Annotated in this window: 15 protein-coding genes; 5 read left to right on the forward strand and 10 right to left on the reverse strand. The window is 63.9% G+C overall.

Features of this window, described 5'->3' with window-relative positions:
• Positions 1-35 precede the first annotated feature (35 nt).
• Positions 36-1,133 carry a quinone-dependent dihydroorotate dehydrogenase gene (locus ACR9YP_RS02085; protein ID WP_474218907.1) on the reverse strand — a complete coding sequence of 366 codons (1,098 nt, stop codon included), beginning with the start codon at positions 1,131-1,133 and terminating at the stop codon, positions 36-38.
• A complete protein-coding gene (locus ACR9YP_RS02090; protein WP_128936849.1) occupies positions 1,130-1,474 on the reverse strand; it encodes a DUF952 domain-containing protein in 345 nt (114 codons plus the stop codon). The genes ACR9YP_RS02085 and ACR9YP_RS02090 overlap by 4 nt, the downstream gene beginning before the upstream one ends.
• Positions 1,475-1,769: 295 nt before the next feature.
• Between ACR9YP_RS02090 and ACR9YP_RS02095 the strand changes: the two genes are divergently transcribed.
• The gene (locus ACR9YP_RS02095; protein ID WP_474218909.1) at positions 1,770-2,423 is read left to right on the forward strand and encodes a S24 family peptidase; all 654 of its coding nucleotides are present in this window, start codon (positions 1,770-1,772) and stop codon (positions 2,421-2,423) included.
• Positions 2,424-2,541: 118 nt separating this feature from the next.
• On the forward strand, positions 2,542-3,294 hold the full coding sequence (locus ACR9YP_RS02100; RefSeq protein ID WP_474218911.1) for a carbonic anhydrase: 753 nt from the start codon (positions 2,542-2,544) through the stop codon (positions 3,292-3,294).
• Positions 3,295-3,445: 151 nt separating this feature from the next.
• Here ACR9YP_RS02100 and ACR9YP_RS02105 read toward each other — a convergent pair whose 3' ends face one another.
• From ACR9YP_RS02105 to ACR9YP_RS02125, 5 genes are all read right to left on the reverse strand, one after another.
• A complete protein-coding gene (locus ACR9YP_RS02105) occupies positions 3,446-5,089 on the reverse strand; it encodes a lysine--tRNA ligase (RefSeq protein WP_474218912.1) in 1,644 nt (547 codons plus the stop codon).
• Positions 5,090-5,317: 228 nt separating this feature from the next.
• Positions 5,318-6,253, reverse strand: a complete 936-nt coding sequence (locus ACR9YP_RS02110; protein WP_438104321.1) for a transporter substrate-binding domain-containing protein — start codon at positions 6,251-6,253, stop codon at positions 5,318-5,320.
• A 250-nt stretch (positions 6,254-6,503) separates the two neighbouring features.
• Complete coding sequence (locus tag ACR9YP_RS02115; RefSeq protein ID WP_474218913.1) at positions 6,504-7,094, reverse strand: SCO family protein; 591 nt, start codon at positions 7,092-7,094, stop codon at positions 6,504-6,506.
• A gap of 23 nt (positions 7,095-7,117) precedes the next feature.
• Complete coding sequence (locus ACR9YP_RS02120; protein WP_474218915.1) at positions 7,118-7,312, reverse strand: hypothetical protein; 195 nt, start codon at positions 7,310-7,312, stop codon at positions 7,118-7,120.
• Positions 7,313-7,422: 110 nt separating this feature from the next.
• Complete coding sequence (locus tag ACR9YP_RS02125; RefSeq protein ID WP_370987783.1) at positions 7,423-7,944, reverse strand: Clp protease/crotonase-like domain-containing protein; 522 nt, start codon at positions 7,942-7,944, stop codon at positions 7,423-7,425.
• 264 nt (positions 7,945-8,208) lie between these two features.
• On the opposite strand from ACR9YP_RS02125, the gene ACR9YP_RS02130 reads away from it, so the two are divergent.
• A complete protein-coding gene (locus ACR9YP_RS02130) occupies positions 8,209-9,867 on the forward strand; it encodes an FAD-binding dehydrogenase (RefSeq protein WP_474218916.1) in 1,659 nt (552 codons plus the stop codon).
• Between the two features lie 36 nt (positions 9,868-9,903).
• On the opposite strand, the gene ACR9YP_RS02135 is transcribed toward ACR9YP_RS02130, so the two are convergent.
• The 3 genes from ACR9YP_RS02135 to ACR9YP_RS02145 all read right to left on the reverse strand — a co-directional run bounded on the left by ACR9YP_RS02135 (position 9,904) and on the right by ACR9YP_RS02145 (position 13,880).
• A complete protein-coding gene (locus ACR9YP_RS02135; protein WP_474218917.1) occupies positions 9,904-10,206 on the reverse strand; it encodes a hypothetical protein in 303 nt (100 codons plus the stop codon).
• Positions 10,207-10,251: 45 nt separating this feature from the next.
• On the reverse strand, positions 10,252-12,360 hold the full coding sequence (locus ACR9YP_RS02140; RefSeq protein WP_474218919.1) for a methyl-accepting chemotaxis protein: 2,109 nt from the start codon (positions 12,358-12,360) through the stop codon (positions 10,252-10,254).
• A gap of 515 nt (positions 12,361-12,875) precedes the next feature.
• A complete protein-coding gene (locus tag ACR9YP_RS02145) occupies positions 12,876-13,880 on the reverse strand; it encodes a PAS domain-containing protein (RefSeq protein ID WP_474218920.1) in 1,005 nt (334 codons plus the stop codon).
• A 206-nt stretch (positions 13,881-14,086) separates the two neighbouring features.
• Here ACR9YP_RS02145 and ACR9YP_RS02150 point away from each other — a divergent pair, with 206 nt between their 5' ends.
• Positions 14,087-15,010, forward strand: a complete 924-nt coding sequence (locus ACR9YP_RS02150) for a CE1 family esterase (RefSeq protein WP_474220994.1) — start codon at positions 14,087-14,089, stop codon at positions 15,008-15,010.
• Positions 15,011-15,125: 115 nt separating this feature from the next.
• The gene (locus ACR9YP_RS02155) at positions 15,126-15,476 is read left to right on the forward strand and encodes a RidA family protein (RefSeq protein WP_027575148.1); all 351 of its coding nucleotides are present in this window, start codon (positions 15,126-15,128) and stop codon (positions 15,474-15,476) included.
• Positions 15,477-15,552 lie beyond the last annotated feature (76 nt).

Consider the following 15,552-nt stretch of genomic DNA (forward strand, 5'->3'; position numbering starts at 1 on the left):
ATTGCGCTTCGCTCCATCCGGGCTACGCAGCTCGCTTACATCCCCGGCCAGTCTTCTGCCGTGAGCGTCGCGGCATCCGCGCCGACGATCTCGGAGAGCGAATCCCGCCCCGTGCGGAGCAGCGTCGACGTCAGGTCGCGCTTGATCTCGTCGACGAGACCGAGACCCTTATAGACCAGCGACGAATAGAGCTGGATCAAGCTGGCACCGGCGCGGATCTTGGTCAGCGCGGCCCCGCCGGAATCGACGCCTCCGACACCGATCAGCGGGAATGCGCCCTCGACGCGCACATAGGTCTCCGCGACCATCCGCGTCGACAGGCGGAACAGCGGCCGTCCGGACAGACCACCCTGCTCCCTGGCGCGCATTTCCTCGCGCAGCGTGCTCGGCCGCGCGATGGTCGTGTTCGACACGATCATGCCGTCGACCCGGCGCGCGCGCGCGACCTGCACGACGTCGTCGAGCTGAGCGAGGCTGAGGTCAGGCGCGATCTTGAGCAGCACCGGCGTGTCGCCGGCCTTCTGCCGCACCCGCTCGCGCGCGTCGATTACCCTGGCGAGGAGATCATCGAGCAATGCGCCTTCCTGAAGGTTGCGCAGGCCCGGCGTGTTCGGCGAGGAGACGTTGATGGTGAAATAGCTCGCGACCGGCGCAAAGGTCTCGATCAACTTGACGTAGTCGCCGACGCGATCGGGAGAATCCTTGTTGGCGCCGACATTGACGCCGACGATGCCGCCGTGCTGCGCGCGCGCAGCTAACCGGCGCAGGGCGAGGTCCGCGCCGTCATTGTTGAAGCCCATGCGGTTGATGACGGCCTCGTCGCGCTCCAGACGGAACAGCCGCGGCCGCGGATTGCCGGCCTGGGGTTTCGGCGTCACCGAGCCGATCTCGACGAAGCCGAAGCCGAGCCGCAGCAGCGCATCCGGCACCTCGGCGCTCTTGTCGAAGCCCGCAGCCATGCCGATCGGATTGGGGAAGTTGAGCCCGAAGGCGCGCACCGCGAGCTTGGGATCATCAGCGCGCGGCTTGACCGGCGGCAAAAAGCGCAGGCCCTGGATCGCGAGGCGATGCGCGTCTTCCGGATCGAGCCAGCGCAGCACCGGTAGCGAAAAGGCGTCGAAAGCGCGGATCACGGCAGCAGCTCCGGAACATCGTGGCTACCGTCGGAGCGGATGTTGAGGTTCATCACCGCGATCACCGCGCCGAGATCGAGCTCGCCATAGAGATGCGGAAACAGCTCGTCATTGCGCGAGCGCTCCCAGCGCAATTCGCTGCCGAGCGCATCGCCGTCGACCTCGACCAGGAACAGCGCGCGCTGCCCGGCATAGTGCTTGCGCAAGGTCTCGGGAACCTGGGCCGCGGTCGAGAAATGGATGAAACCGTCGCGCGCATCGTCCGCGCTGCCGCGGTAGACACCCTGCCGTTCCGCCTCGCGCCAGGCCGAGGCCGGACAGATTTTGTAGATCTTGACCACCGGTTACGCAGCCCTGTTTGCTCTTTGAGTCTTTTGGGTTTTTTCGTCTCTCGCGGGTCCTTAAAACCCGGGCGCGACCGTAAAGGCGGCCCCTGCCGAACTCAAGACCTAGAGCCTTTTCCGCTCCGATGAAATCGGAATGGGACTCTAGATTCCTGTTTTGACGCGTTTTCTTGACGCGAACCGGGTACCCACTTCGCTTGAAAACGCTTTCCCCCGCCGCCTCTTGCACGGAAAGCGGAAAACCGGTTGATTTGAGGACAGTTTTCCTGAGTTGCGACGGGCTGGACCTTCCATGGTCAAACAAGCCAAAGCGCAGAGGATGCTGACTCACGACCAGATCTGGGGCGCGCTGGATCGGCTGGCCGCGCGCGCCGGGCTGTCGCCGTCCGGCCTTGCCAAGCGCGCCGGGCTCGATCCCACCACCTTCAACAAGTCCAAGCGCGTCACCTCCGACGGCCGCGAGCGCTGGCCCTCGACCGAATCGATCGCGAAGGCGCTGGCCGCAGCCGGCTCCTCGATCGACAGCTTTGCGAGGCTGATCGACGAGGACGCCGGCGACGATCGCTCGGTGCCGCTGCTCAGCTTCGCACTCGCCGGTGCCAGCGGCGCTTTCGACGAATCCGGCGTTCCATCCGGCAAGGGCTGGACCGAAATCGCGCTTCCCACCGCCGAGGACGGGCACGCCTTTGCGCTGGAGATTTCCGGCGATGCGCTACAGCCTGCCTATCGCAACGGCGATATCATCCTGGTCTCGCCCGGCACGCCGACCCGCAAAGGCGATCGCGTGGTGGTGAAGACCAAAGCGGGCGAGGTGGTGGTCGCGACGCTGAAGCGCCGCACGGCGAAGGCGCTGGACTTGCAGCCGTTCGATGCGTCACGGGCGGAGCGGACGATCGCGATGAGCGACGTCGCCTGGATCGCGCGGATCGTCTGGGCGAGCCAGTGATTGCGTCCCGCCCGGCGTGGTGACCGGGCGATGCGCCGCGGGCGAGCTTGCGACTCACCGGCCCTCTCGCATAGGTTGCGCACCGATTGCCGATCAAAATTCATCTCGGGGGAATACGATGAATCGCCGTCACGCATTGAAGGCCCTGGCGGGTCTCGCGCTTTGTCCGCTCTGCAAGCCGGCCTTCGCCGCCGAAGGCGTGCATTGGAGCTATGAGGGCGCCGGCGGTCCGGCCAAATGGGGCGATCTCGACGCGGCCAACAAGGCCTGCGCGATCGGCCTGCAGCAATCGCCGATCGACATCGAGGGGGCGATCAAGTCGCAATTGCCCGTTCTGAAGCTGAACTGGGCCAAGAGCGCCGACACCATCGTCAACAACGGGCACACGATCCAGCTCAACTTCGCCGAAGGCAGCACACTGATGCTCGGCAACGTCAAGTACAAGCTGCTTCAGGTGCACTTCCACCGCCCGAGCGAGCACATGATCGGCGGCAAGAATTTTCCGATGGAGGCACATTTCGTCCATCGCAACGATGCCGGCGGGCTCGCCGTGATCGGCGTGCTGATGGCCGAAGGCAGGCCGAACGCAGCCTTCAGCAAGATCGTCAAGACTATGCCGGCAGCCGAAGGTCCCGCGGTGAAGGCCGATGCGACCATCGATCCTCACGCCATGCTGCCGCAGCGACTCAGCTATTTCCGCTATCCCGGCTCGCTGACGACGCCGCCCTGCTCGGAGGTGGTCGAATGGCTGCTGCTGACCGACCCGATCCAGGTGTCAGCCGCCGATGTCGCCGCGTTCGCAAAGCTCTATCCGATGAACGCGCGTCCGGTGCAGAAGGACAACCGGCGTTACGTGCTGCGCTCGATCTAGGCGGGCGTCACTCCGCAACTTCGCTACATTGTTCAATGTCATTCCCCGCGAAGGCGGGGAATCTAGTCCACCGCGGCCTCTCGGCTCTATAACAACCGCCTCTGGAATACTGGATCGCCCGCCTTCGCGGGCGATGACAGCGGGAGTGCGCTCACGCGCTTCGCGCCAGCGCACCGTCGATCATGTTCACCGCATTCTGGATGCCGTACACCGCGACGAAAGAGCCGAAGCGCGGGCCCTTCTCCTGGCCGAGCAGCACCTGGTAGAGCATGTTGAACCAGTCGAGCGTGACGCCGGGGCGGCCGTCCTTGCCCTTCTTGACCTGATCGAGGAAAGGCTCGCGGCGGCCGACCTCGTAGACGACGTTCTGGATGTCCTCGGCCGATGCGTCCTGCGGCAGTTGCGACAGCGCATCGCGCAGGTCCTGGAGCGCGGCGCGCTCTGTGTCCGTGGGCACGCGGAACTGCTTCGTTGGCGCGACGAAGTCGCGGTAATAGTTGATGGCATAACCGACCATGGCATCGAGCTTCGGATGCGTCTGCGGGCTCACGCCGGGGCGGTAGCGGCCAATAAAACCCCACAGCGTCTCGGCATTCTCGGCGTTCGACGACGACACCAGCGTGAGCAAGAGCTGGAACGTCACTGGCATGTCGCCCTTCGGCGGCTTGCCGTTGTGGATGTGCCAGACCGGATTGCCGAGCTGCTGCTTGCCGTCCTGCTTGGCAAAGCCGTCGATGAATTGCTGGTAATCGTCGACATTGCGCGGGATGACGTCGAAATACAGCCGCTTGGCCGCCTTCGGCTCGCGATACATGAACAGCGACAGCGATTCCGGCGAGGCGTAGCGCAGCCATTCGTCGATGGTCAGGCCGTTGCCCTTCGACTTCGAGATCTTCTGGCCCTTCTCGTCGAGGAAGAGCTCGTAGTTGAAGCCTTCGGGCGGCGTGGCGCCGAGCGCCCTGGCGATCGCGCCGGACAGCTTCACCGAATCGATCAGGTCCTTGCCGGCCATCTCGTAGTCGACGCCGAGCGCGACCCAGCGCATCGCCCAATCCGCCTTCCACTGACATTTGACGTTGCCGCCGGTCACGGACGTCTCGACTTCCTGGTTGGTATCGGGGTCGACATAGGTCACCGTGCCGGCTGCGACGTCGCGGCGGATCATCGGCACCTGCAGCACGACACCGGTCGTCTTGCTGATCGGCAGGAACGGCGAATAGGTGGCGCGGCGATCGGGGCCGAGTGTCGGCAGGATGATGGCCATGATCTTGTCGTAGGCGGCCAGCATCTTGAGCAGCGTCGCATCGAAGCGGCCCGATGTGTAGTAGTCGGTCGAGCTCGCGAACTCGTAGTCGAATCCGAAATGATCGAGGAAGGCACGAAGCCGCGCATTGTTGTGATGCCCGAACGAGGGGTGTTCGTTGGAGAACGGATCCGGCACCTGCGTCAGCGGCTTGCCGAGATGCGCGGCCAGCATGTCCTTGTTGGGGACGTTGTCGGGCACCTTCCGAAATCCGTCCATGTCGTCGGAGAAGGCGAGCAAGCGCGTCTTGATCTTGTCCTCGGTCAGCACGCGGAAGGCGTGCCGCACCATCGAGGTGCGCGCGACCTCGCCGAACGTGCCGATATGCGGCAGGCCGGAGGGACCGTAGCCGGTCTCGAACAGCACCTCGTCCTTCGGGCTTTTCTTCAGCCGCGCGACAATGGCCTTCGCCTGCTCGAACGGCCAGGCGTTGGATTGTTCGGCGAGCGCACGCAGGTCGCTCGGGTTCGCAGCAAGATCGATAACGGACATCAGGGCCTCCGGGCCGCGGAAAATAGCGATTTCCGGGCAGAATGCAAAAGTTCGTGCGGCTGTCGCCGCGCTTACTCCCTCTCCCCGTTCTTACGGGGAGAGGGTTGGGGTGAGGGGCTGCTTCCGCGATCACGGTGAGAATTGGACTCGCGGAGAGTCCCCCTCACCCGGAATTTGCTCTCGCAAATTCCGGCCTCTCCCCGCACGCGGGGAGAGGCGAACAAGGAGCTAAAACGGGCTCACTGAAAAATACCGCAGCCACAGATCGGTGTAGCGGCCTTTTTCCCAGACGCGGAACAGGGCCCAGTTCAGGGCCTGGCGCAGCACGTCGTTGCCCTTGCGCACGGCGATGCCGATGCCCTCGCCGAAGAAGCGGCTCTCGACGAAAGGACCGCCGGAGAAGGCGCAGCAATCGCCGGAATCGGTGCCGTTGATCCAGAACGCGAGCGAGATGGCGTCGCCGAAGATGAAATCGACCTCGCCCTTGCGTAAAGCGCTGCGGAGCGCATCGTCGTTGGGATAGGCGTGCAGCTCGGCGTCGGTGAACATCGCCTTCAGATACGCCTCGTGCGCGGAGCCGGCGATGACGCCGACCTTCTTGCCTTCCAGATATTCGGGACGGATCTCTGGCATCACCGCGTCCTTGCGCGAGACGAAACGCGCCGGCACCCGGTAATAGGGATCGGTGAAGTCGACGCGGGCGCGAAGCTGTGGGCTCACCGCCATCGAGGCGATGATGGCATCGCCGCGGTTCGAGGTGAGCGCGTCGACCAGCGTCTCGAAGCGGCGCATCTGCACCGTGCAGGTGACCTTGATCTCGTCGCACAGGCTGCGTGCGAGATCGACGTTGAAGCCGGCCGGATTGCCGTCGGCGCCGGTGAAGTTGAACGGCGGATAGTCGGTCTCGGTCAGGAAACGGATCACGGTCAGGCGCGACAGGTCCGGCCGCTCCGGCCGGCGCCGCGGGTCCCAGAAGCCCGGCACGGCCTGTGGGGCGGCCTGGGGCGCGGTTTGCGGCGTGGCCTGGGGCGCCGTGGGCGGCCGCTTGGCTGGTGTCTGGGCATTCGTGGCGCCTGTCCCTGCGAACAGGCAAGCACCGATGGCCAGCCCCATCAGCAAACCACGGGCAGATTTCGACGATTTCGCCTGTTGCGATGGAGCCATCGGCCGGAAATGAACGAATTACGTTGAGATCGGAAGGCCTTATAGACCATTCGGCCCGGAACGCGAGCGCCGATTGTGGCCAAGGTAACGGTGCGCTCCCTCCCCCGCTCTTGTCCGCCGAAGCCTTGGCGAAGGCGGATGCGGGGGGAGGGCTGGGGAGAGGGTGCCTCCGCGGGCGAGAACCCCAGCGCGGAGAGACCCCTCACCCGGCGCTCCGCGCCGACCTCTCCCGCAAGCGGGAGAGGTGTCCCTAGAGATACCGCTTCAGCTCGGTCGCGGCCTCTTCCGGCGTCCGCTTCAAATTGAACGGCGAGACGAAGCGGCCGTCGCGGTCCATCAGATAGACCAGCGCCGTGTGGTCCATGGTGTAGTCGCCGTCCTTGGTCGGGACCTTCTTGGCGTAGACGCGGTAGGACGTGATCACCTTGGCGACCTCGGCGGGATCGCCGGAGAGGCCCGCAAGATGCGGATCGAAGCTCGTCAGATAGTCCTTCATCGCCGCCGGCGTATCGCGCTCGGGGTCGACCGAGATGAAGATGGCATTGACCTTGTCGGCATCCTTGCCCATCGCACGCAGCACTTCCGACATCTCGAACAACGAGGTCGGGCAGACGTCGGGACAATGGGTGTAGCCGAAGAAGATCAGGGTCGGCTTGCCCTTCAGGCTCTTGTCGGTGACGGCCTTGCCGTTCTGGTCGGTGAGCTGGAACGGGCCGCCGATCGCGGCCGGTTGCGCCACCTTGCTCACCCCGCCCATGGCCCAGAACATGACCAGCAGCCCGACAATGAGGCTTGCGGCGAAGGCAGTCGCGATCACCAGCGGACGGGCGATGGGGCTCATTGTCGGAACACTTCCTATCGGGATCAGAAGCAGGCGGCGAAGCCGGTCCTGATCATTTCGAAGAACACCTGGGTGCCGTAATGGAACCAGAGCGCGAGGGCGGCGACCACGACCAGCGCGCCGAGACCTGCGCCCGCCCACAGCAGCACGGACGGCATCCGGCCGGCATTGGGCGAATTGTCCGATACAGGATGAGCCGGATGCAGTGGTTGAGCCATGGCAATGATCTGGGCGAAGGCCCCGGTTCCCAGGCCTTCAGATAGGCTTTGGGCCGCCCGCGGACAAGACACCCGCGTCGGCCCGAAAGGATCCCATCATGCCGCGAAGATCAGTGAAGCAGCTGGCCCCGAGCGGATTCGAGTTGCTCCGCTTGTGGGAGAGATCGGCGCGACGGCCTGTTGCTCGAGGCTTGCGCGTCCAGGTAGCAGGGCTTGTACATGGCCTCGAGCTGCTTGCCCCTCAGGAAGAGCATGCGTGGGGTCAGCCCGCCCCGCTGGCCGATCCAGCGCCTCACCTGCGAGGGATACATCGCATAGAGCATCTGGGTCGCTTCGGGATTGGTGACGGCGCGGCCATTGCTGCCGAAATCCCAGGCGGCGTGGAAACCGAGCGTTGCATGCGAGGTCACGCAGATGCGGTCGCGTGGGATGGCGCCGAGGACGATGGTGCAGGCGGAGGCGCAGAGGCCGTCGATAATGACGGTTTCGCCTGACTGGCGCAGGTCCTGGTACCTGTCGACGTAGGTTCCGATCCTGCCGCCGCGGTCATCCGCGATACGAACCACTGCGTGAGAAGCCCCCATGCCGGCGATCAGGAGAATCGCCGCAAGCAACCCCGTCAGAAACTTCATTGTTCCCCGCCCCAGTCGGATTCGAATCTGCGTGTCAGTGGTGATGCACGGCTAGCGTCTGTCGACTCTGCAATTTTGTCTAGGCGCGTCGGCTCAGTCAAAACAAATTCAAATACACTGTTGCGTCCGCGCTGCACTCGGCTGGTCTCTATCCCGAAGTGGAACAAGTTAATGTTGTCTTACGGGCCGCACCCTTGATCTCAGTTGCAACCGCTGGCTTCAATCCGGGTAACTACCGGGGGGAACCCGTGGAGGGGGAAATACATGGCGGAAGAAACTGACGTCATCGTGGTCGGCGCGGGACTATCGGGCCTCGTGGCCGCAACCGAGATCGCGGACGCGGGCAAGCGCGTGATCGTGGTCGACCAGGAGGGCGAGCAGTCGCTCGGCGGCCAGGCGTTCTGGTCGTTCGGCGGATTGTTCCTGGTCGATTCGCCGGAGCAGCGCCGGCTCGGCATCAAGGACTCCTACGAGCTCGCGCTCCAGGACTGGATCGGCACCGCCGGCTTCGACCGCGACGAGGATTTCTGGCCGCGGCAATGGGCCGAGGCCTATGTGGCGTTCGCGGCCGGCGAGAAGCGCGATTGGCTGCGCGCCATGGGCCATCGCATCTTTCCCGTGGTGGGTTGGGCCGAGCGCGGCGGCTATGACGCGATGGGCCACGGTAATTCGGTGCCGCGCTTCCATGTCACCTGGGGCACCGGCCCCGGCATCGTCGAGCCATTCGAGCGCCGCGCGCGCGAAGCCGCCCGAAGCGGCCGGCTGACCTTCAGGTTCCGCCATCGCGTTGATGCGCTCTCCATCACCAACGGCACCGTGGATGGCGTCAGCGGCGCCGTTCTTGCCCCCGACACTATCGAGCGGGGCAAGAGCTCGTCACGCAACGTCGTCGGCGAGTTTGCGTTGAAGGCGCAAGCCGTGATCGTCGCCTCCGGCGGCATCGGCGGCAATCATGAGCTGGTGCGGCAGAACTGGCCGAAGCGGCTCGGCGAGCCGCCGAAATTCATGATCTCGGGCGTGCCCGAGCATGTCGATGGCCGCATGATCGGCATCACGGAAAAGGCTGGCGCGCGACTGATCAATCGCGACCGCATGTGGCATTACGTCGAGGGCATTCAGAACTGGAATCCCATCTGGCCGCGCCACGGCATCCGCATCCTGCCCGGCCCGTCCTCGATGTGGTTCGACGCCACGGGCACGCGGCTGCCGGCGCCGCTATTCCCCGGCTCCGACACGCTCGGCCAGCTCAAATACATCATGTCGACGGGCTATGATTATTCCTGGTTCATCCTGACGCAGAGCATCATCAAGAAGGAGTTTGCGCTGTCGGGCTCGGAGCAGAACCCCGACCTCACCGGCAAGAGCTGGCGCATGACCTTGCGCCGCGCCACCAACAAGGGGGCGCCGGCGCCGGTGGAGGCGTTCAAAAGCCACGGTGTCGACTTCATCGTGCGCGACAAGCTCGATGAGCTCGTTGCAGCCATGAACGAGCTCGCCGGCAGCGATCTCCTCAGGCTCGAGCACATCAGGATGCAGATCGAAGCGCGCGACCGCGAGATCGCCAACCCCTACGTCAAGGACGCGCAGGTGATGAACATCCACAATGCGCGCCGCTATATCGGCGACAAGCTGATCCGCACCGCCTCCCCGCACAGAATCCTGGACCCCGGGCATGGACCGCTGATCGCGGTGAAGCTCAACATCCTCACCCGCAAGACGCTGGGCGGCTTCGAGACCGATCTCGAGTCGCGCGTGTTCGGGGAAGAGGGCAGCGTCATCCCCGGCCTCTATGCCGTCGGCGAAGCCGCCGGCTTCGGCGGCGGCGGCATGCACGGCTACCGCTCGCTGGAGGGCACCTTCCTCGGCGGCTGCCTGTTCTCGGGGCGCAATGCCGGCCGCTCCGCGGCGAAGGCGGTGGGGTGATCGGCGAGACCGGCGCCGCGCGGCGGCGCACCCGCCTCAGCCGCTGCGAAGCAAGTCCTGCAACAAGCGTTCGGTCAGCGAGAGCTGATCGAGCCGCAGAGACAACAGCTCGTTCAGCTCGGCCATGTGGACTCGAAGTCCCTCGGCCTCCGGCCCGTCATCGAGGTTGCGGACAAAATCGCCGAGCGCCCTGAGACATTGCTGCATTGTCACGATGCTTTGCTGCAGCGATTTGCAGTCTCTGCTGGTATTGGCGACCAGGCTGGTTTGGTTGAGCGGCAACGCGATGACGTTATCGACCGCGCCCGCGAGCGATTCTTGTGTGGTTCGATCGGCCATCGCGTTCCCCCATGCGATACTCGTAGGGCACCTCGTCTCTTCGGGTCAGGCTGCGCGCACCGTGGTCAGGAACTGCTCGACCTCGGAGTGCAATCGCGCGCTGTCCTTCGACAGCCTTTGTGCCGAGGCAAGCACCTGGGTTGAAGCCGAACCAGTCTCCGCCGCCCCGTGCTTCACATCGCTGATGTTGGCTGCGACCTGGTCGGTGCCTTGCGCCGCCTGCTGGATGTTGCGGGCAATCTCCTGCGTCGCCGCTCCCTGCTCTTCGACCGCCGAGGCGATCGCCGAAGAAATCTCCGAGATCCTGCCGATTGTTCCGCTGATCTCCTTGATCGCGATCACCGATTCCTGGGTGGCGGCCTGAATGTCGGCAATCTGGTGACCGATCTCTCCGGTTGCCTTCGCTGTCTGCTCGGCCAGCGCCTTGACCTCGGACGCAACCACGGCAAAGCCGCGCCCGGCTTCGCCGGCTCGCGCCGCTTCGATCGTGGCGTTCAGAGCGAGCAGATTGGTCTGCCCCGCGATCGTGTTGATGAGTTCTACGACGTCGCCGATGCGGGTGGCCGCCTGCGACAGCTTGTTGACCCGATGATTGGTCCTCTGCGCCTGCTCCACCGCCGCGCCGGCGATTCTGGCGGCGTCCTGCACTTGGCGGCCGATTTCGGTCACGGATGAGCTCATCTCTTCGGTGGCGGAGGCAACCGATTGAACATTGGTCGACGCTTCCTCGGACGCGGTAGAGACAACGCTCGAGAGCTCCTGGGTGTTCTCCGCGGTCTTGCTCAGGGTCCGGGCCGCCGCTTCGAGCTCGGTCGATGAGGACGACAGCGTCTTCACGATGTCGCCGACCGCGTCCTCGAACTGACCCGCGAGCCTGTGCATGTCGGCTTTGCGTTGAGCGGCCGCGCGAGCCTCCGTCTGTGCCTGCTCGGCGCGCAGACGATCGGCCTCGATCATGTTGTCTTTGAACACCTGGACCGCATTGGCCATCTCGCCGACCTCGTCGGTGCGGCCCACGCAGGGAACGTTCGTGGAGGTGTCGCCGCCGGCGAGCTTGCCCATAGCAAAGGTCATTCCCCGGATCGGGGCGGCGATCGAGCGGGACGTGAACAATGCGATTGTCCCGCCGAGGCCGACTCCCGCGGCCAACAGAGTCCACAGGACCAGCTTCAGCAGCGAGATGCTGTCCTGCACGCCGCGCGTCTCCTCGACGAGCATCCGCTTCTGATTGGACTTGATGCCTCCCGAGCGGGTGCCGTCGACGTCCTTGGGCCCGTCGAGCAGGTCGAGAATCCTTGCGGCGCGTGGCGCGGCTTCGGTCACCAGCAGATAAACCGGCGCGTTCCAGTCCGGGGACTCGCGAAGCGCGAAGATCCTTTCATAGAGGGGCGCGAACTCGCTTTTCGCCTTTGCGATCTTGTCGAAGGACGCCTGTTGCGAAGCAGTGAGCAGGTCCTTTCGCGCATTGACTCCCGCATAGCCTTTCTCAAAGGCCTCCCACGGCCTTGCGAATTTTTCCTTGTCGGTCTTTTCGCCCGAGAGCAGGTACATCCGGAGCAGGGCCGTGGCAGCGGCAAAATTGCCCCGCGTGTCGGCCATCGCCTTGAGCAACTTCTTCCGTTCTGGCGTAGCTTCCTGTGCTTCCTCCTGATCGATCATCTTCGTGATCTCGGAGAAGATCACGTCTGCGCGCGGGCCGGCCTCGCCGACCATGAGCTTGGTCGCCGGATAGGCGTCAGGGGTGAAAGCGATCGCTTCGGCCTTGTCCTGCGCCGCACGAAACTCGGCGAGCAGCAGCCTGGCTTGCTCCCATTTTTGCCTGTTCTCGGGATTGGTGAATTGCGCCGCCTGCTCTTCGAACGCAGCTACAGTCCTATCCATCTCCTTCCACATTGACATGCGATCGAGCTTGCCTTGCGGATTCCCGCTCAGCAAATAGCCGCGCAGGGTCGCGAGCGTGGAATAGAGATTGCCGATCAGCTCGGTGCTCGCCAGCGCGACCGGCGTGCGCAGGTTCGTCATGCGATTGACCGTCGTTGAAATGCGCCCGACCTCGAACATGGTGTAGCCGGCGGAAAGGGCAATGATGGCGCAGACTGCAGCAAATCCCGCGATTAACCGGCCACCGATACGAAATTTGAAATAAGAAGACATTGGCAAATACTCCGCAGCTATGGCCGCTATGGCCTAAGACATCGCATGAAAATCCCCGCGCGGACGTTGCCGCAGACGGATATGACCGTTTGACATGACCAGATCGGGCGATACCCCACCATTCCGATCGCGACAGCATTGGCGCACCCGGCTGGCAATGATCCAGACAGATCGACGCGCGCGCCGCTTGAGCAATCCGGACGACGATGCAGCGCCCCGTTACCCCGCTACTACCGTCAGTTTTACGCCCCTCCGACTCTGACTTTGACGTGTGTGGCCAAGGTGACCAAAATTGCTTATTGCGACATTAAGAAAAATTTGTTCGCGAGGTCTCTCAACGCGCAAAAATTGAGCGCTGCTTCTGCAGCCGGAATTAAAGTGCGAGGCCTTGCCAGGATCTTGTTGTCTCTCAATCGACAGAGCGCTGCGCCAACATCAAAACTGGTGAGAAGTGGGCTCGATCTCACCTCGATCTCCGCAAAGATCGATGGCGGTCGCGATTGGCTGCTCGACGATTATCTCGGCCTCACGCCAGGTTTCCCGGCTCCGAAGATGAACTCGATGCCCGCAGACGAGAGCGTGGCGCAAAGAGTCGTCAATGTCTCGTCGGGCAGGCGCAGGAGACCGTTCTGCTCCTCAAGCCGGCGAATCACGGCAGCAGAAATCCCGGTTCGCGCGGCGAGCTGTTTCACCGACCAGTTCAGCATGCCGCGGGCCGCGCGCAATTGCGCCCCCGTCAATCTCGACGGCGCTGCCTGTTCGATCGAGAGTCGATCCTCATGCACGTCCGTGGAGATTCCCAACCATTCCCGAATACCGCCATTCGCATCCGGGACCGGCACAGCCCTGCAATGATACCAGCGATAAGAGCCGTCGGACTGGCGCAGCCTATGCTCGACATCGTAGAGCTCTCCCGTTTCGGCAGCAGCCGCCCAGATCCGCAAGGCCGCTTCGCGTTCCTCTTCGGGGAGCAGATCGACCCAGCCCTTGCCGAAAAACCGGTGCGCGTCCGGCTTGTTCTCAGCATTCAACAGCGCGGTAATCCGGCCGTCCCGACTGCCGACCCACAGCAATCCGCCTGCGACCTGCGTCAGCGCCGCGTAGCGACCCGCATCAATCTTGAGAGGCTGCAATGATCTGCGGTGTTCGGTGATGTCGATGGCGACGCCGACCACGCATTCCGGCTCGCCGGCCGAGTTCAAAAAAGTCTCGGACTGCATACGGATCCAGCGCAGTGCACGATTCGGCCGGATGATGCGAAACTCGCCGTCGAGCAAAAATCGGTCGAAGGCCAATTCGCGCGGATCGCGCTGCTGCCGGCGATCCTCCGGATGAATTCGTCTCTCGATTTCCGCATAGCTGGGCGCGACGGCGTGGGGATCGAGGCCCAGCAGGCCGTAGAAGCCACGCGACCACTGCATCCGGCCTTCGGCATCGCAGCGCCAGACGCCAGTCCCAAATTTTTCTTCAAAAAGACGAAGTATCTCCGAAGGATCGAGGTAGTTTTCCAGGTGGCGCAATTCAGCCTCCTGTCGTGAAAATTAAATCTCATCTATTAATTGCAGTCTATCTCACTTCCGCTCGTTGACGCAGCTCAATTCGCGATTGCTGCAAGATATTTGTGCAATCCAGATATACATGCGGTCGAAGGTCGCGCCGAGATCTTGAACTTGGTTACGTGCGTCGAAGCGGCTAAACGCTATCGATGGTACCGATCATGGCCTGGATGATACGACCAGCCTTGCACGTTGCCCCGTTCTGGCTGGCCGTGATCTGCTGCTTCTCTCCTGCATCGGCCGACACTGTCGACGTCAACGGCGTGAAGCGCTCCTACACCGCGCAGCTGCCGGCGAAAAAGCCGGCACCGCTCGTGATCGTGCTGCATGGCAAGACCCAGCGCGGTGCCGACATGGTCGCGCGGACGGCGTGGCCACAGCTTGCCAAGCGCGAGGGCCTGGCCGTGGTCTTTCCGGACGGGCTCAACCACGCCTGGGCCGATGCGAGGACCAAGGCGGGACCCGCGCTCCGCGGCCCACCCGATGGCACCGATGACGTCGCGTTCATCGCAAAGCTGGTCGAGAAGCTGGTGGCCGACGGCACGGCCGATGCGAAGCGCGTTTATGTCACCGGCATCTCCAATGGCGGCGCCATGGTGATGACGCTGGTTTGCGCCCGCGCCGATTTGTTTGCGGCCGGCGCGAGCGTGATCATGAACCTCACTGAAGAGGCCGCCGTCACCTGCCATCCGTCGCGGCCGTTGCCGATGCTGCTCATGAACGGCACCGCCGATCCGCTGGTGCCCTATGAGGGCGGGCGCGGATCGAGCTATTATGCCGCAGACGGGTTCTGGTCGACGGACGAGACGCTGGCATTCTGGCGCAGCCTCAATGGCTGTGAGACCGATGACGCCGAGGTGACCGAGATGCCCGACAGGGCGCCCGCAGACCAGTCCACCGTCACGCGCATCAATTCGCGCTGTCCGACCGGGCACGACGTCGTGCTCTATCGCATCAACCATGGCGGCCACCGTATGCCCGGATTTGCACCGGACGCGCGTTTCCCGAAAGTCGCGACCAAACTGCTCGGCCCGCAGAACAGCGACATCGACGGCGCCGAGACGATCTGGGCTTTCTTCAGCCAATTTCGCTGAGCGGCGCATCGCGCGCAGGCGACGCATGCGTGCCTGGCAACGCATGCGTGCCTGGGGTGGCAGAGGGCGGGTCGCTGGGCTAGACAGGGCCGCCCTTTCCACCAGGAGACCCCAAATGAGCATTCAGCGTTTTGAAACCGGCCCGCGCATGAGCCAGGTCGTCGTGCACGGCAACACCGTCTATCTCGCCGGCGTCGTCGCGAACAAGGCCGCCGGCGAAAGCGTGACGAAACAGACCCAGGACATCCTGGCAACCATCGACGGTCACCTCGCCAAGGCTGGCACCGACAAATCAAAGCTGCTCTCGGCCACGATCTACATCACCGACATGAAGACGTTCGGCGAGATGAACGCGGTGTGGGACGCCTGGGTCTCGCCGGGCAATACGCCGGCCCGCGCCACGGTCGAAGCCAAGCTGGCGGCGCCGCAATACACCGTCGAGATCATGGTGACCGCGGCGAAGTGACGCCCGCATGAGATTATGCGTGCGCCTGAGGCGCGATGAAACATCATCGCGCCTCAGTTTTTTTGCGCATGGTCTG

The organism is Bradyrhizobium sp. BR14999 (assembly GCF_056106085.1).